Source organism: Shewanella sp. NKUCC01_JLK, assembly GCF_019345615.1.
Taxonomy (GTDB): domain Bacteria; phylum Pseudomonadota; class Gammaproteobacteria; order Enterobacterales; family Shewanellaceae; genus Shewanella; species Shewanella oncorhynchi.
Genome location: NZ_JAHKRD010000020.1, coordinates 52,347 through 68,223, shown reverse-complemented (window position 1 = coordinate 68,223; position 15,877 = coordinate 52,347). Strand labels below are relative to the sequence as shown.

The 15,877-nt window shown below is 43.7% G+C and carries 18 protein-coding genes and 1 pseudogene; 5 read left to right on the top strand and 14 right to left on the bottom strand.

The window, feature by feature from the left end:
• Positions 1 to 810: a GPO family capsid scaffolding protein gene (locus tag KO537_RS19370; protein WP_219235393.1), complete on the bottom strand. Its 810-nt coding sequence runs from the start codon at positions 808 to 810 to the stop codon at positions 1 to 3.
• Between the two features lie 159 nt (positions 811 to 969).
• Between KO537_RS19370 and KO537_RS19365 the strand changes: the two genes are divergently transcribed.
• Together KO537_RS19365 and KO537_RS19360 are read left to right on the top strand one after the other, a co-directional pair.
• Positions 970 to 2,733 (top strand): terminase ATPase subunit family protein, encoded by a 1,764-nt coding sequence (locus KO537_RS19365; protein WP_219235453.1) that lies wholly within the window; start codon positions 970 to 972, stop codon positions 2,731 to 2,733.
• Positions 2,733 to 3,779, top strand: coding sequence for a phage portal protein (locus tag KO537_RS19360; RefSeq protein WP_219235391.1), 1,047 nt, complete (start codon positions 2,733 to 2,735; stop codon positions 3,777 to 3,779). Before KO537_RS19365 ends, KO537_RS19360 begins: the two co-directional genes overlap by 1 nt.
• A 42-nt stretch (positions 3,780 to 3,821) precedes the next feature.
• On the opposite strand, the gene KO537_RS19355 is transcribed toward KO537_RS19360, so the two are convergent.
• From KO537_RS19355 to KO537_RS19305, 11 genes are all read right to left on the bottom strand, one after another.
• A complete protein-coding gene (locus KO537_RS19355) occupies positions 3,822 to 4,127 on the bottom strand; it encodes a hypothetical protein (RefSeq protein ID WP_219235389.1) in 306 nt (101 codons plus the stop codon).
• Between the two features lie 609 nt (positions 4,128 to 4,736).
• Positions 4,737 to 6,671 carry an acyltransferase family protein gene (locus KO537_RS19350; RefSeq protein WP_219235386.1) on the bottom strand — a complete coding sequence of 645 codons (1,935 nt, stop codon included), beginning with the start codon at positions 6,669 to 6,671 and terminating at the stop codon, positions 4,737 to 4,739.
• Between the two features lie 981 nt (positions 6,672 to 7,652).
• Positions 7,653 to 9,917: a replication endonuclease gene (locus KO537_RS19345; protein WP_219235385.1), complete on the bottom strand. Its 2,265-nt coding sequence runs from the start codon at positions 9,915 to 9,917 to the stop codon at positions 7,653 to 7,655.
• A gap of 19 nt (positions 9,918 to 9,936) precedes the next feature.
• Positions 9,937 to 10,218, bottom strand: a complete 282-nt coding sequence (locus KO537_RS19340) for a hypothetical protein (protein WP_219235383.1) — start codon at positions 10,216 to 10,218, stop codon at positions 9,937 to 9,939.
• Between the two features lie 62 nt (positions 10,219 to 10,280).
• Positions 10,281 to 10,499 carry a hypothetical protein gene (locus tag KO537_RS19335; protein ID WP_219235381.1) on the bottom strand — a complete coding sequence of 73 codons (219 nt, stop codon included), beginning with the start codon at positions 10,497 to 10,499 and terminating at the stop codon, positions 10,281 to 10,283.
• The gene (locus KO537_RS19330) at positions 10,496 to 10,765 is read right to left on the bottom strand and encodes a hypothetical protein (protein ID WP_115407002.1); all 270 of its coding nucleotides are present in this window, start codon (positions 10,763 to 10,765) and stop codon (positions 10,496 to 10,498) included. The genes KO537_RS19335 and KO537_RS19330 overlap by 4 nt, the downstream gene beginning before the upstream one ends.
• A 2-nt stretch (positions 10,766 to 10,767) precedes the next feature.
• A complete protein-coding gene (locus KO537_RS19325) occupies positions 10,768 to 11,007 on the bottom strand; it encodes a hypothetical protein (RefSeq protein ID WP_219235380.1) in 240 nt (79 codons plus the stop codon).
• Positions 11,008 to 11,020: 13 nt separating this feature from the next.
• Positions 11,021 to 11,377: a hypothetical protein gene (locus KO537_RS19320; protein ID WP_219235378.1), complete on the bottom strand. Its 357-nt coding sequence runs from the start codon at positions 11,375 to 11,377 to the stop codon at positions 11,021 to 11,023.
• A 36-nt stretch (positions 11,378 to 11,413) separates the two neighbouring features.
• Positions 11,414 to 11,611, bottom strand: a complete 198-nt coding sequence (locus tag KO537_RS19315; protein ID WP_014358053.1) for a hypothetical protein — start codon at positions 11,609 to 11,611, stop codon at positions 11,414 to 11,416.
• Between the two features lie 49 nt (positions 11,612 to 11,660).
• Positions 11,661 to 11,924 (bottom strand): pyocin activator PrtN family protein, encoded by a 264-nt coding sequence (locus tag KO537_RS19310; RefSeq protein ID WP_113939957.1) that lies wholly within the window; start codon positions 11,922 to 11,924, stop codon positions 11,661 to 11,663.
• Complete coding sequence (locus tag KO537_RS19305) at positions 11,921 to 12,145, bottom strand: YdaS family helix-turn-helix protein (protein WP_219235376.1); 225 nt, start codon at positions 12,143 to 12,145, stop codon at positions 11,921 to 11,923. The genes KO537_RS19310 and KO537_RS19305 overlap by 4 nt, the downstream gene beginning before the upstream one ends.
• Before the next feature lie 142 nt (positions 12,146 to 12,287).
• Here KO537_RS19305 and KO537_RS19300 point away from each other — a divergent pair, with 142 nt between their 5' ends.
• Both KO537_RS19300 and KO537_RS19295 read left to right on the top strand, forming a co-directional pair.
• Positions 12,288 to 12,902: an XRE family transcriptional regulator gene (locus KO537_RS19300; RefSeq protein WP_219235374.1), complete on the top strand. Its 615-nt coding sequence runs from the start codon at positions 12,288 to 12,290 to the stop codon at positions 12,900 to 12,902.
• Between the two features lie 42 nt (positions 12,903 to 12,944).
• Positions 12,945 to 13,154, top strand: coding sequence for a hypothetical protein (locus KO537_RS19295; RefSeq protein ID WP_219235372.1), 210 nt, complete (start codon positions 12,945 to 12,947; stop codon positions 13,152 to 13,154).
• Positions 13,155 to 13,428: 274 nt separating this feature from the next.
• On the opposite strand, the gene KO537_RS19290 is transcribed toward KO537_RS19295, so the two are convergent.
• Entirely contained in the window at positions 13,429 to 14,172 is a 744-nt protein-coding gene (locus tag KO537_RS19290) for a hypothetical protein (RefSeq protein ID WP_219235370.1), read from the bottom strand.
• Positions 14,173 to 14,323: 151 nt separating this feature from the next.
• Here KO537_RS19290 and KO537_RS19285 point away from each other — a divergent pair.
• A pseudogene (locus tag KO537_RS19285) lies at positions 14,324 to 15,006 on the top strand (hypothetical protein).
• Between the two features lie 75 nt (positions 15,007 to 15,081).
• On the opposite strand, the gene KO537_RS19280 reads toward KO537_RS19285, so the two are convergent.
• Positions 15,082 to 15,843: a DUF4145 domain-containing protein gene (locus tag KO537_RS19280; RefSeq protein WP_219235368.1), complete on the bottom strand. Its 762-nt coding sequence runs from the start codon at positions 15,841 to 15,843 to the stop codon at positions 15,082 to 15,084.
• Positions 15,844 to 15,877: the final 34 nt, after the last annotated feature.

Genomic DNA, 15,877 nt, shown 5'->3' with positions numbered 1-15,877 from the left:
TTAGCAATCGGTTTTCATGTTGGTGTCGCCACCGGTTGCGGGTGAACGTCGTTGGCCTTGTGGCTCTTCTTTTTCGAGCTGAGTCTTGAGTGCATTGAATTGCGTGCTGAGCTCATTAAAATCCGTCTGCAACTTGGTTAAATCTTCCATGCCTTTGGTGACCTTGCTGCCAAATTGCGTTTCAGCATGAGCAACGGCTTGGGCGATTTCTTCAACGGCCTGATGCACATCGGCAAAGTCGGTTTTGGCTTCTGCCTTGTTTTTACCGAGCATCGCTTTAACCTTGGCAAATAGCCCGGGCTCGTCGCTGACCTCTTTAAATTCAAAATCCACTTCCACTGCTGAGGTAAATAAGTTTTCGGGGCGTTGCTTACGCGAGTTAAGCGGGTTGACTTTGCAGGTTGCGGAGAACGCCAGCATTTCAGTGCCAAGTGATGCGGGGGAATCTGTTACTGCCAAGCCTGAGAGATAGCATTTGCCTGTTTTGGCAAAGTCGGGATCAATCTCAACACTGGTATACACTTTTTGCTTTTTCTGGTTCATGGCGATCAGTTCATCTGTTGGCTCGATTTGAGCGAACAGAGTTAATTTGCCATCGACTTCTTCAGCCTTTACCGCGGTCACATCGCCATAAGCTTTAAAGGCGCTGTCGGGGGTAATACCGCGAATATGCTCAAGCCAAATACGGGCGCCATACTTTGCCGTGTTATAGGTTTCTACAATATCGGTGATCCACTGACGCTCAACGACTCGGCCGTCGGTCGTATGTCCTTCAGTAAATACACGGAAAAATTTCGATTTCTTAGCCATCTTGGTCGCCCTTTGGGGTTGAATTAGGTCTGTTAACTGCTGCCTGTATGGTCAAGAGCAAGGCGATGATGGGCAAGGGCTTCGGGCGGTATAAGGAAACCGATACCGCTTAAACAGCAGGGTTTTCGGTATTGGGCTATTTACACTGGCGCCATGAAACTGAATCCCCAAATCTCTACAGATAAGAATCAACGCCAATCTGCCAAAACCCTTTTTTGGCAAGGCTGGGCTGTCCGCGAGATTAGCCAGCATTTACAACTGCCTGAAAGTACCGTGTCGAGTTGGAAAAAACGCGATGCTTGGGAAGATGCCAAACCCATTGACAGGGTCGACTCTGCGCTTGAAATGCGCATGCTGCAGCTCATCAACAAAGAGGATAAAGACGGCAAGGATTTTAAGGAGATAGACCTACTCGGTCGGCAGCTGGAGCGAATTGCCCGCATCACTCGCTATCACAATGGCGGTAATGAGACAGACCTCAATCCGAACGTACAAAACCGCAATGCTGGACCTAAAAAGCAGCCGGTGAAGAACCATGTTAGCGAAGAGGATTTGGAAAAGCTGATTGAAGCGTTCCAAGACTCGATGTTTGCCTATCAAAAAGAATGGTATACCGCAGGCTTAACCCAGCGTATACGCAACATTCTCAAGTCGAGACAAATTGGCGCGACGTACTTTTTTGCCCATGAAGCCATTATTGATGCGCTGGTAACGGGCCGTAACCAAATCTTTTTGTCGGCCAGTAAAGCGCAGGCCCATGTGTTTAAGCAGTACATCATTCAGTTCGTGAAGGATGTCACCGGCATTGAACTTAAGGGCGACCCGATTGTGCTTTTCAACGGTGCCATTCTGTACTTTTTGGGCACCAATGCCAGAACGGCTCAGTCGTACCACGGCAACCTGTATTTGGATGAGTACTTCTGGATCCACAAGTTCCAAGAGTTCCGTAAGGTCGCCTCAGGTATGGCTATCCATGCTAAATGGCGCCAAACCTACATATCTACCCCGTCATCGATTACCCACGACGCCTACCCGTTTTGGACAGGCACATTGTTTAACCGTGGCCGCCCTAAAGCCGATCGCATTGAGATTGATGTGAGCCATAGTGCCCTAGCAAATGGCCGCAGATGTGAGGATGGCCAATGGCGGCAAGTGGTGACGGTCGATGATGCTATCCGCAAAGGTTGCAACTTATTCGACCCAGATACCCTGCACTTAGAGTACAGCCCTGACGAATATTCAAACCTGCTGATGTGCGAGTTCATCGACGACACTATGTCAGTGTTCCCTATGGTGATGATGCAGCGCTGCATGGTTGACTCGTGGGAAGTGTGGACAGACTACAAGCCCTTTGCACCAAGACCACTCGCGCACCGTGAAGTGTGGATTGGTTACGACCCTAACAAAGGCGGCAAAGGTGATAGCGCAGGTTGCATTGTGATCTGCCCTCCTGCTGTGCCAGGCGGTAAGTTCCGCGTGATAGAAAAACACCGTTGGAACGGGATGGACTTTGAGGCACAGGCCAAAGCAATTCAGGATATCTGCAATAAATACAACGTGACCTTTATCGGTATCGATACCACGGGTCTTGGTGAGGCGGTATATCAACTGGTGAAGAAGTTTTTCCCGCAGGTCACGCCATTCCTCTACAACCCTGTGCTGAAAAGTCAGATGGTGATCAAGGCCTATGACGTGATCAGCAAAGGCCGCTTGGAATATGACGCAGGCTGGACCGACCTAGCCCAAGCATTTATGAGCATTCGTAAAACCCTGACAGCCAACGGCAAACAAGTTACCTATGAATCCGCTCGCAGCGAAGAAATTAGCCACGCAGATATCGCGTGGGCGGCAATGCATGCACTTTACAATGAGCCACTGGATACCAGCGGCACCAGTACATCGACGTTGGAGATTTACGACTAATGGCAAAATATAGAAAGGCTCGAGCTATGACAGCCAAACCGCAACAGCAGCAAGGGCCGCAAGAGCAACGAATTGAGACCTTTACCTTTGGCGACCCTATGCCAGTGCTGAGCCAACGGGAGATCTTCGATTATCTTGAGGCCATGTCTAACGGTAAATACTACGAGCCTCCGCTGTCCTTGACGGGCCTTAGCCGCATTTATCGTGCTTCAGTGCATCATGCTAGCGCGATTCAGGTAAAGCGCAACATTCTAAAAAGTTGTTTTATCCCGAATCCTAAGCTCAGCCTGTATGACTTTTCCGCCATTGTGCTCGACTATTTGGTTTTTGATAATGCCTATGTGCAAGTCATTAAAAATCGCCTTGGCGGTGCATTGAAGTATCAAGCCTCGCCAGCTAAATATACTCGAGTAGGCATTAAACCTAATCAGTATTGGTGGGTACCTAATTTTCACGAGGAAATGGAGTTTCCCGAAGCATCAATCTTTCATGTAAAAGATCCAGACCTAAACCAAGAGGTTTATGGTATCCCCGACTATGTGGCTAGCATGAACTCATCGCTGTTAAATGAAAGCGCGACCCTCTTTAGGCGTCGGTACTATGAAAACGGTAGTCACGCTGGTTTTATTATGTACCTCACCGACTCAACCGTGAACGAGAAAGATGTCGCCAAGCTCCGTGAATCCCTAAGAAACAGCAAAGGCCCTGGCAACTTCCGCAACTTGTTTTTGCATGCACCAGGTGGCAATAAGGACGGGATCAAATTAATCCCAGTGGCAGAAGTTGCCGCGAATGATGAGTTCCTGAGTATTAAGAACGTCAGCCGTGACGACCAGCTGGCATCGCACCGCGTACCACCTCAACTCATGGGGATTGTGCCCAACAATACCGGCGGCTTTGGTGATGCCGGTAAGGCGGCACAGGTATTTGATGCTAACGAGCTGGATTGTATTCGCCAATCACTACTGGCCATCAACGAATGGGCCGGCGAAGAGATAGTCCGCTTCAAGCCTTACCAACTGGCGGTCGCAACCGAAGCCAAGTAACAATCGGAACCCCATTCCCATCAACCGCCCTCGGGCGGTTTTTTATTGCCTGCAGTTTACCCCCACTTCCAACCCAGCGCGCGCCGTCAGACCCACGCCACGCCTGCGCGCTTTGTCGGGTGAAAAAATCGCAGTAATGCAACCCACGGGATCCGCGCTGGCGCTGGCGGCTTTCACTGGTGAAGCCCCGTTGCAAAAAACGCAAAAAAACGCGATATCGATCTTTTCACGATCACCATAGATCCATTGAAATTTACTAATAAGTTTCGCGCTGATTTGCAGACGGTTTTTACGATGAGAATAAAGTCTAGCCACTTTCAAACACATTTTTAGAGCAGAAATGTGCAAGGACACATGCCTTACAGCATGTATCCAAGATAATAAAATATATGGGGTTAACGCCAGCCTAACAAACAGCGTGCTAGCGTAGTTTTTTGCGTCTCATTTGCGAAAAATACGACAGTGTTAACCATTTAATTTGTGGTTTTTGTTATAACGAAATTACCACACTATAATTTAATAGAATATACCAGCACGTATTCCAATACGACATAAGGAAAAACGTTCACGCGTGCACTTTAAACCTATCGCCTCAAATAACAAACCATAAGCCATTGATAAAAAATAACAAAAAAACAATAGTGTATACGCACACAACTATTTAAGTTTTGCTCCTTGGCGACCTGACTAAGTGTGATGAAGTGTATTTTAAAAGTGAAACGCGGCCGCTGATTAAGATTTTTGTCGATGTGGTTAATCGCGCTCCAGAGACCGGCGGCAAGCTAAAATTTATGTTTGATTAAGATTAGTAAAACGAAGAACAAACAACCTAATAGAAAGTATTGTTTGTTCTTCATAGCAACCGATATCAATCAACATCCAGACTTTGGGTGTGTAATACCACCCCTTCCTTTAACAAGGTTTTAGTATGCATATTAAATTGAGTAAGAGCCTGGTTCAATTAATAGCATTACTGATAAAATCTTTTAATTTAGTATTCCCATATACAGACAAATGATCATCATCAAAGTAATAAGATTTAACTACGTCACCTATAGAGCATATTTTATCGGAGCAAAAGGACTCTGTAGGATCTATAACTACAACATTTTTATATTTATCAGCAACATTTATGATGATTTCGTTTGTCATCCTCTGGAAATCTAGATGTTTTTTTGTACTTACAGACCTAGTGTCCAGCAACTCTTGATCTAATTTACCAGAGGATATTGATTGATAATAGACCTTTTGTGGCGTAGCCAATTGCATCGGAACTTGTAGCATTACGATGACTTTAACTTTCGTTTTGGAATATTTTTCAAACGTAGCCTCTAAACCTTTTTTAAACGCAGATATAGAGTTCAACCTACTTATACCTTCACTTTCTTCACTTACTAAATATTGAAAGACCCCATCTTGATAATCACCCTCAGTATAATAAGTCCATCTGGCTGCTAAAAAAGCATAATCATAATTATTTTCAATTATATAATTTATAACTTTTTCGTTTAAAGCGTTACAGTTTTTATTATTTTGATCGGAGCGTTTTGGGTAAACATTAATTAACGGAGGGCATCCGCTATAACCTGCATAAGTCAGTTCAAAACCTCGATCTTTTGAAATTGATTCGACCGCAGGCAATGAAGAATATGAATGACTATCACCAAATGCAAAAAGCTTATTTTTTCCATCCGTTATTTTACAAAAAACCGTATTTTCGTTATGTAAAAAGTCCTTATCAAAACAATCATACTCCCCACTTTCAAACGATTTTAATACACTAGTAGGCAGTGGGTAAAGGTATTGGTTCGGCTCCGACTTGTAAACAACAAAGCTGGCACAGGCAAGTCCCAACACCAGATACAATGGTTTGCATTTTAAGTAGTCGAATGGATTAACAAAGTCATTTCTAAATTTTATTTTTTCAATATATTTATTGCTCAGATATCCTAAAAGTACTGACAACGCAATACCTAGGTAAATGAAAGTATCATTTAATGAGAAGTAATAAATAACAACAACTAGTGGCCAATGCCATAAATAGATGGAATAAGACCACGATCCAATTTTTTGAAAAACTATGTTATTTAATATTGTACTATCATTTCGTTGAGCCTGAATAATCAAAAAAGAACCTAAAACAGGGAATAGCGCTAAATAACCCGGCCAAGGATTGTTTTTTGATATAAAAAGGTAAGAGCCAATAATTAATGCTAGACCAAACCATTCTAAAAACTTTTTCCTTTCTTCTTTCAAGATAACAGGGTATAGGTAAGCAACACCACCAATCATCATCTCCCATGCTCTAGTAGGCAATAGATAATAAGCAGGGTTGGGCCACTTGTAAGTAGCTATTACACAAAAGATAAATCCCAGCAATGTTCCAAATAAAAGAGTTGCTTTCATAGCCTTTACAGACATGAAATTTCTCATAGCTACAAGTACTAACGGATAAATTAAATAAAATTGCCATTCAACTGATAATGACCAAGTATGAAGTAACCATTTTTCGTGAGAAGATGCGTCGAAGTAACCGGACTCCCTCCAATATGTAACATTTGATAAAAAAGTTAGACTACTACCAGTATGCTTTGCTAGTGTTTTATAATCGATAGGGTTTAAAAAAAACCAACCTAAAACAAGTAAAACAACAGAAAGAACGGCTAGAGCAGGAATAATCCTATTTGCTCGTGCAACATAAAATCTTAGAATAGAAAAATTACCCTGTTCTATTCCACTAAAAATTATTCCAGTCATTAAAAAACCTGAAATAACAAAAAATACATCTACACCAGCAAAACCACCAGGCATCCAAGAAGCATTAAAATGAAAGAGTACAACGGCTATAACCGCGATAGCTCTAAGACCATTAATTTCTTTTCTAAATATCAAAACATATTCCTCTACAACCCCAGGGCGAGATCGCGAACGTTTATTGAACAGATTTAGGTTGTTTAACGAGCTTCCCTAGTTCATTAAATATTCATAAATAGGATGATTGCTTGTTATTTTGCTTGCAGGTTAAACGTAGAGTTTAAAAAGTAAGCACTCATGTGGTTGCCCTGTTTACAACCTCACTCATACAAAGTGTTATACGCATAATGAAACCCAAATTCAACTCCAAATTGTAACAGTCTCCTAATCAAAATTTTAGGAGATAGATGAAGCACTTGTCGGTAGTCGAAAGTCTAATGTGCAAGCTCTCAAGTTAAGATCGTTATTCAAAATAACAATACTCTGGCGTACAAGTGATTGGGAGATCAGTATGCGGATTCTATGTACTAGTTGCGGTAAAAAAGCCGTTATCGGTACAACCGACTGATTGAGCGTAGCACACGCCAATCTTTACTGTTCCTGCACCGACCCAGAATGTGTCGTTTAGCCACACGCAAAGCCCCTCTGCAAAAAACACATCAGAAATCATTACTGTATTAGCCAAAGCGCTATCCCCCGAACAGCGCAAAACCTACAGCGTGAATTAGCGTTTTAACTTTCATTTTAGTTAGTCGCTATACTACTGAGCAGCCAGTACCTGCGCCATGATTGAAACGGTCAAGTCCTTTTTTGTCTCGCTGCCTGAGCAGCTATACATATTAACTAACAACAGCATTTGTTCCACTAAAGTCATTTTATTATTTATTATGGTTATCTCAAATTGGAACACAAACTGCTGTGCCTCAACGATCCTCCACATATTCGATAGGTGCATGACTTTCAGGACGAACACATTTCAAAAGAAAAGTTTTCTATGCAAAATTATTATCGGATCCATAGTCATCTTTTGTACAGATACGCCATCATCACGCCGCAATTAAAAATATAAATATCAAAATGTTAAATAGAATCACATTAACTGCGATATTTTTACCGAACTTAAATTGTCGCTGACCACAACTCCATACTTGAAAGCAATTTATCCAGAGAAAGCCCCTCAATCTGATTGTATCGATACGGTTCGTTCCGCAGCTGGCCATCATCAACCCACCATTCACCGCCGTCGGCATCCATCACTCGACAACCATCGAACAATAACCGCTCAATGTTGGCAGGGTCAGTAATGCCTACCTGCGCAAGGTGCCTGATAATTCGGCTATCAACCTCCTCCAAAACAGGGTCTGTACAGTTATTCCTACAAGTCCAAGGAGAACCAAAAGGCAACGGCAACAGCGCCATGCTCCACTTCGGCATAGCGTCTTTGAGTTCTTTTCTTGAAAACCGGCTTTCAGCATTCATGGCACGATTAACGGTAAATAAGTCTTTGCGGCGCTGCTTTAAAATCTTGTATGCCTCCAGTTCATCATCATTGGCCTTGCGCAGTTTCCAGCGCTCGCCACGTGTGATGATTAAGCGCTTTTTGCCAAAAGCAATGCCGCTAATGCCCTGCACGCGCTTAGTCATCTCGCCGTACTCATTCCCCTGCGGGGTGACTTCATAGTTAAGTGATAGCTGGGCATTTTTCATGGCATATTCAAAAGCTTTCCAGTCCGAGTTACACGCAGCAGCTTTAGCGGCCTCAATCTCTGGCGATTGCGGTCCGACTTTTAGCCGGCGCAATTCGCGCCAAACCTGCACTGATGATGTGCCGTAAAATTGAAACTGGCGGATGCGGTGGCGGTTAGCCCAAGCTGTGGCGCGTGGCGCAACCTCATTAACAGGCTTGCCCGTCTCAAGGTCTAACTCGCCTTGCATGTGCTCGCCCATGATGTTTTTTGAAAGGTACTTAATGATGTAACCCACAGCGCAACCCTTTTGCTTATCAATCGCCTCAATTAATAAACGGTGCTCTTTTGCGCCTGGCTCGTCGCCGTCAACTTCATAGGCGTATTTTTTGATAATGGCTTTTACTGCCAGCTCATGCTCAGGCTTGACCATACACAGCATATGCCAGTGCGGGGTTGAATCTTTGTGCGGCTCGGTGACGCGGCAGCCGGTAAAGGGAATATTGCGGTAACTTAATGCAGCGCGGATTTTAGCAAACACGTTTACCAGATATTGCTGGGCGGTTTTGGCGTTGTTCAAATCCCATTTGTGGGATTTCATGTGAAACTTACTTGGGCAAGTAAGCGTGACCATAAAGCCAATTTTGCCCGACTCTTCAGCCATTTCATCTAAGCCACGAGCACGCACAATCAGCTCAACTAAACGGTTAGAAGGGTTCGCATTACCGGCCATCGCCGCTTCAATCAGCGGCAATATCACCCCCGCTTCGTTTTCAATCATTGTGCTTTCGAGCCATTGCATCGCAGTACGTTGCTGCGAGGTCCACTCGCTAAAGCACTCGTCACTCACAAACGGCGTGTGTTGATTAGCTAAGCCGACAACAATACATAAATGCTCACAGCATTGGTCACGCAACTTTAGCAACTGCCTGCCCCACCACTTTGCACAAGTCATGCGCAATATGGCGCACTCGGCAGCATCTTCGATATGATCACGTTTTACTGCATTCCAGTAGGGCGAAATAACACCCCATGTTTGGCATATTTTGGCGGCGGCGTCATAGGCATCAAAATAAGCAACCTCCTTGTCTGCACTAGCGGCAATCTCTTTAACCTGCTGCATGCAAGTATCTGCAATGATTGCTGAAGCCTTTTTTAGTTCAGTGGACTTACGATGGCGCAATAACCTAAAAGCGCTGAATGGCGACGCTTTAGCTAATAATCTGTTTTCAATCTCATCCTTATCAACAGCATCATCTTGCTCAACAGACTCTGGTTGCTTAACAAACTTCATGCCCGATATTTTAAAAAATGGGTACTTATGCCAAACCACTGTTAACTTTTGAATGGTTTCGCGTAAATACGCCGAGCCAGCAATAATGCCACCGCGATTAACACGTTGCTGATAGGTATTTTGTACTTTATTGCGCACATGGAATGACAGCGGCGCAAGCATTTCAAACCCTTTTGCCGCGGTAAAACGCTCTGCTGGCTTATCGAAAATAGGCTGATACAAGCGAGTGGTATCAATCTTTTCCCGCACGCCAACAACCTCATCCTCCCACAAGTCCACCGGTGCGGCAGGCAAGCGATCGGCTGCAACAGCAAATGCTGCCAGTACGTCATCAGCAAGCGGCGTTGGCAAATGCTGCAAACGCCGCTTAAAAGGAAAAGGATTAGAAGATGTGTGCGCGCTCATTGGGTAATACGGCTCCAGCTCAGTGTTTTGCTGAAAAAATGCTAGTGATACAACCAATAGCGTCAGTGGTGTAAGCTGCTGACGCCTCGGTAGTACGCGCAATTTTTTTAGCAAATAACACTTCGTCACAGCCAAGCGCCTGCCAGTAAAGGCACTCAAGTGCGCCCAGTACTGCGGCTAATCTTGCTAAGCTTAGCTCTGTAGGGTCTTCTTGGTACTGTCTCAGGCGGATCAATAAATCCACCCGATTAGCTCGAAAGTGCTGCAATAAATGCGCGAAACGGTGCGACTTTTTAGCCATGACTCAGCCACCATTTTTAGAGTGAGTGGGACAACTAAATTCAGTGTCGGCTTGATGATCATTCATAGAGCACCGCCCTGTAATTCTTCTAGGTTAATGCCCAGTTCTTTGGCTAACGCCATATCTTCAATACGGCGAGTCCGCGCGCGTTTTGCAGCGCTCACTTTGCAGCGGCTGGCATAAGGCAAACCGTCACTGCGCAAACCCGCTGGGTGGCGCCCATTAAAAACAGGCCGCGGTGCTGAGCCTAGTTCTGCAATGATTTGGCAATGCTGACTCATGCGTGCACTCCCTGCGGTAATGGCCGCTTAAACAGCACCAAATCCCACATCGATTGTTTAGAAACAGACTTACCATTAATGGCAACAACCTTGACCTTGCGATTGGGCAAAGGCGTCACCACGCACTGATATTTTTTTGAAGAACGAATGTTCGATAACTTGCCCGACGCACTCGCGGCCGAAATGCCTAATTCGGCGGCTAAGGTGCCGGCGCTGTAAAACTTGCCAGTGGCTAACATTCGTTCTGCTGCGGCTAACGTACACATGCTTAATCCTCCCCTTCGTTTTCCTGCGCTTCTTTAATGCAGCTTGGGCAGGCAACAGAACAGCTTTCATCGCTGGTTTCGTAGCTATGCCAGCCCTGTGAAGCGGCCATTGCTGCTGCATCACTAACGCTGGCATCAATTTCACTCGCGGCTAGATGGAGTTGTTTTTCACACATGAAACAGGTGATCACGTAAAGCGAGACAACTCTGATTTCTGATAACTCGACATTGGCTAATTTCATAAATCCCCCACTTTTATTGTTCAGACTCCGCCATCATTTCTTCATGTAGCCGCTCAAGCTCATCGCCCAGCTCGCTACACGCGTGGTACAGAATTGAATCGTTCAGCACCAATAGCGCAACGCGCTCAAGCCCTGCCGCCATACCGCGATAACGTGCAGCGCTCATAGGGTTTGCATCCGCGAGCGCATCACCATGGCGGGTATGCACATCCACCATTAGCCGGCGCATGCTGCTGTGGTAATGATTGTTAAGGTCAAAATTAAATTGGTTCATAAAGGCATTAGCCTCCTGCGCTGTGGTCAGCGCCGACAAAATTAGGGCGGGTGCTTGAATTAAAGGGGAAGTTACTGCTATGCTTCTTGCCATCATTTGGTGTGCCTCATTAAGTGATATCGGCCATAACCGTTACAGCGGTTGTGGCTTTGTTTTTTCTGCGACTCTGGTTTTTCGTTTACCAACTCCATTCCCAAAATACTTACTGCGTAGATACGCAATCGCGCGCCGGCTCTTCTCCAATTTTGCTTCACTAAACTCCGCGAAAGCCGGTACTTGTACCCAATCTGGTACTTCAATCGTGGTGCCTTTTATTTGCCGATAACTCATAAATCCTCCTGCGTTGCCGTGCCTATAAGCTGTTGTATTAGCTGCTGCATTAGCGCTTGGCTTGCTGAATCGTGTCCCAGTCTTTACGCGATAACGCATACTGGCTGTCCATGTACGCCGCCAAATCCTGCACATTAACCAGCGAAGGTGAGCGCTCCGAGTCGCGCAGCTTAAAGGTCGGGAACGGCAAATCTTGCGCCTTTGCCTTTTGCTCTGCGGTTTTAGGGGTTAACCCTAAAAACTCGTCACTAATATCCTTAAGTGCCACCACTGGTGACTCAAAACGCGCCAGTAATGCAAAGGCCATATTCATTGCTGTATGCCCTTGGCTTGATGGTTTTGTTCATGGTCAGCCAGCAACTGCTCAACTGTGACCTCGTGATTGGTCAGCGCAGCAATGCGCTTGATGTACTTGGCAGGGGCTTGCTTGTTGACATGGATCCATTTCCAAACATGCGTCTGTCTAATGTTAAATTGCCTCGCTGTCTTGGTTTGGCCGCCGATTATTTTTACTGCCGACTCGATAGCGCTCATCACTTTAATTCCTGTCAATTACATTAAAGCGTATTTGACATGAATTTAAATCCTTTGTAAATACCCCTAAAAGTTTTAATAATGAATAAAAGTTGTTTATGATGTCATCTCAAATTAACAACTAACTGATTTATAGGTATTTATGGATATTGCAGAAAGAATAAAAAAACTTCGCACAGCTTTAGGAATGACTCAGCTCCAAGTTGCTGAGCTCGCGTCGACAAGCCAAACCGCATTGCAAAAAATAGAAGCGGGAATAACTAAAAACCCAAGAAATCTTGAACGGCTAGCTGAAGTCTTAAAGACCTCTCCAGAGTTTTTGCGTTTTGGCGTGGGTGAAATGGATAACGCGACCGTGGTCGCCAGTGCGGGCAACTATTTACCACTGATAAGCATGGTACAAGCAGGTGTGTGGACAGATATTCACGAAGTGGCCCCTCTCGATGTTGAGCTTTACCCCTGCCCGATCAAATGCAGCAAACGATCGTTTATTGTGAGGGTGGAAGGCGAGAGCATGCTGCCGAAGTTCGAAGAAGGCGATTTGATTTATGTCGACCCCGACGCACAGGTGGAGAACGGCAGTTACGTAGTGGCGCGCCTGGATGATGAAAACCAAGCCACCTTCAAGCAGCTGATCATCGATGGCAATAAGAAATACCTCAAAGCCCTAAACCCCGACTGGCCGAATAAATTTGTCGAAATCAATGGTAACTGCACCATCGTCGGCAAAGTGGTGTTTACAGGCAAAGCACTGTAATGATTTTTTAAATAGTGAGTAGTAATTAAAAGGAGTTAATGGATGAGATGGATATCAGCTTGCTTAATGTTATGTTTATTTACCCCTGCCAGCTTCGCCAATGAAGATGCCAGTGAACCCAATGTAAAAAAGAGCAAAAATGATATTTGCCACGACAAATCCAGTCGCTCTTATAAACGCACTAAAAACTATACCTCATACGAAACAATCAAAGAGTGCTTAGCCAGCGGCGGACGCTTACCTAAAAAGTAAATAACCCTCTCCCCTCGATGTAGAGCTTTACCCTGCCCGATCAGATGCAGTAAGCGCTCGTTTATTGTGAGGGGGGAATGCGAGAGCATGCCGCCCGATTTTAAACCAAGCGATTTGATTTATGCGGTTCCTGAGGCGCAGGTAGAGAACGGGTTAAAATTTCTATGGATTAACGTCCAAATAATCGGCTACTGAAGCTTGGCTAAGATTGTGAGCGCAGCGAACCAAGCCTAGCTTTAGTCGTCCGCGTTGAATTGTTTGTTATAGGGGAGATTTAAGAAATATCCACTTCAACTAAATAGAAAGGTATTTCTTTTTTAAGAAGTCTACCGGGATGCAGACGACAAGCTTTATATACATTACAATTTCTTATTTCAACTTTATTACGAAGTGTGATTTTAGCACCAGCTGCAAATAACACCTCTACTTCATGTCCTTTATCAGTTCCGTTAAGCCTAAAAATAAAAGTTTTAGTTTGAGAACTAACGGTACGTAAAACACATAAATTAACCTCACCAGCATCATAAGCTTTACCACCCCATTCTGCGTTTCTTAGAGCAATTTGTGGGCAAAAACTAGTAGAAAATGGTCTTTCCGTGATGAAAGACTCACCGATATTAATAGGGAGCAGTCCTCCATGGAATAAATACTGGTCGTCGCTAAGAATTTTGCCACAATTATTAATATCGATAGAAACTTGCTCGAAAGTAGCGCGTTGAAATCTTCGCTGGTAATCAGATAAAGACTTTGGAGTTTTAGATGGCATCTGACTCCGAATCTCTTTGAAACTAGCAGATTTTTTCAGGTAATCCTTAATGAAACGTTCTAACTGATTGTCTGTCCCTTCAAGAATCATATGTTTTGCCGCATCTACATGATCATGTAATCTGGCTTTAAGCTTTACTTTGATTCTTTTGAACATGCAACCAGATTGCATCATTTCTTCGGGTGTTTGGTTTCTCACTTCCCACAATTCATATGGCTTTTCGAACACATTTAGTAATGGTAACTTATTCATACAACCCTTAATTGTAAACTGGTGCTAGCTAGCACTATAACGCCGCGTTCTAGCGAATCCCCAGATAAACTCGATGAGATTCAAATAAGTAGACACGCATGATGCAGTTTGATCTAATCCATTTCGCCAAAAACCTAATAGATCCAACATCATGCTTGATATCAACATATTACACAATTTACTCAAAAAACAATGCCCTCAAATACACCTTAATTCTCAGATGGTTGATACTGAGTCTTTACTCGATGGCAATCAACTCTCGTTAACTCAGTTAGGACGGAACATAACAGGTAACGTTGCACCAAAACACAATATTAAGCGCATTAACCGACTGCTCGAAAATCCACATACCGTTAAACATAAATCCTATATTTATCAATAATATACACAGTATCCGCGACGTATTTTCTATGAATTAAGAGTGATGCACATTATTCTTGTGGATTGGTCTGCTGTACGCGAACAACTGCGGATGATGACCTTACGCGATTTAAAAAGTCCGCAATATGGCATGGGCCTCAGACAATGCCGCAGCCGTTGTCCAAAGCGATATGATGTATTGCTGCTTATCGCTATGCTGGCTGAAATCGTGTTGTGGCGTCTTAGGTTAGCGGCACAACACCTTGAATAGCAGCGATATTTTCAAGCCAATACAGTGAGAAAGCGTCAGTGCTATCAATTATTAGACTTGGAAAGGAAGTCCGTAAACGAGACAAATATCCGGTAAAAGAGGCAATTTTTCGCAGGGCATTAATCGAATATATAAACTTAGTTCATGACGCTGGAAGACCCAATTATGAGGGGATCCCCCAGCGCCCAGTTAACAGGCAATAAAATAGTTGGTTAAAATGAGCGACGAAGGAGCAAAAAACAACAGTTTTTTGCCCTTGTTTAACAGCTTTTTATACATTAACTCTTAGGACCCTTTGCCTTGTTAACTTTTTTAGCTAGGGCTTTTAATTTTGCAGATTTACTGTCGTATATTTCAGAGAGTATGTGTTCCATTATTTCATATGCATCCATAACATCATCAGTAGTCAACTCTTTGCCTGAGTGACTGCCTGCATTACCTAACCATTTGACCGCAATTAGTAACTCTTTAAGCTCATCATATTTGGTAGGTAAGAGATCTATTCTTTGATGTAAATTTATTAAACGTCGTTTACCATTAGAAACACGATATCGAATAACATTTAAATTATTAAGCACTGACTCAATAGCAGCTCTTACATGGTTCGAAGCGGCAGGTGGCGAGCTAAAAAATAACTGGAACGAATCATTTAATTTTTTCTTAACTTCATCAGGAGTGCTTTCAGGTACGGATATTAATTTTAAATGAGGATGAAAAAATAATGGCTTGAAAAAATCACCGTAAACTTGCTCAGGATAGCCATGTTCGTCGTGTTCTATATCCCAATCAACAAAACCCATGCCTGTATTTGAGACAATCTCTTTACATGTATTATTTGAACATTCTAATAAACATGAATATACATATGAGATCCAATCGGGATCCCAATCTTCATGATCATGTGCTTTTCTTGATGAAGATGTTTCTTCACTAAAAAAAGTACCTTCTTTTATTTTCAAAAGTCCTTTTTGACAGGTCGGACATTGCCAGTCTTGTAGAGCAGCTCTTGTAAAAGGCAATTTAAATATTTTTCTGTCCACGAAAATCTCCATATTCTGAATTTAATGCATAACG

Coding starts and splice junctions, on each gene's coding strand:
- KO537_RS19315 (WP_014358053.1), bottom strand. CDS start 11,611: ATGAGTTATCGGCAAATAAAAGGCACCACGATTGAAGTACCAGATTGG.
- KO537_RS19300 (WP_219235374.1), top strand. CDS start 12,288: ATGGATATTGCAGAAAGAATAAAAAAACTTCGCACAGCTTTAGGAATG.
- KO537_RS19370 (WP_219235393.1), bottom strand. CDS start 810: ATGGCTAAGAAATCGAAATTTTTCCGTGTATTTACTGAAGGACATACG.
- KO537_RS19320 (WP_219235378.1), bottom strand. CDS start 11,377: ATGATGGCAAGAAGCATAGCAGTAACTTCCCCTTTAATTCAAGCACCC.
- KO537_RS19335 (WP_219235381.1), bottom strand. CDS start 10,499: ATGAGTCAGCATTGCCAAATCATTGCAGAACTAGGCTCAGCACCGCGG.
- KO537_RS19305 (WP_219235376.1), bottom strand. CDS start 12,145: ATGAGCGCTATCGAGTCGGCAGTAAAAATAATCGGCGGCCAAACCAAG.
- KO537_RS19325 (WP_219235380.1), bottom strand. CDS start 11,007: ATGAAATTAGCCAATGTCGAGTTATCAGAAATCAGAGTTGTCTCGCTT.
- KO537_RS19340 (WP_219235383.1), bottom strand. CDS start 10,218: ATGGCTAAAAAGTCGCACCGTTTCGCGCATTTATTGCAGCACTTTCGA.
- KO537_RS19295 (WP_219235372.1), top strand. CDS start 12,945: ATGAGATGGATATCAGCTTGCTTAATGTTATGTTTATTTACCCCTGCC.
- KO537_RS19310 (WP_113939957.1), bottom strand. CDS start 11,924: ATGAATATGGCCTTTGCATTACTGGCGCGTTTTGAGTCACCAGTGGTG.
- KO537_RS19290 (WP_219235370.1), bottom strand. CDS start 14,172: ATGAATAAGTTACCATTACTAAATGTGTTCGAAAAGCCATATGAATTG.
- KO537_RS19345 (WP_219235385.1), bottom strand. CDS start 9,917: ATGAGCGCGCACACATCTTCTAATCCTTTTCCTTTTAAGCGGCGTTTG.
- KO537_RS19330 (WP_115407002.1), bottom strand. CDS start 10,765: ATGTGTACGTTAGCCGCAGCAGAACGAATGTTAGCCACTGGCAAGTTT.
- KO537_RS19360 (WP_219235391.1), top strand. CDS start 2,733: ATGGCAAAATATAGAAAGGCTCGAGCTATGACAGCCAAACCGCAACAG.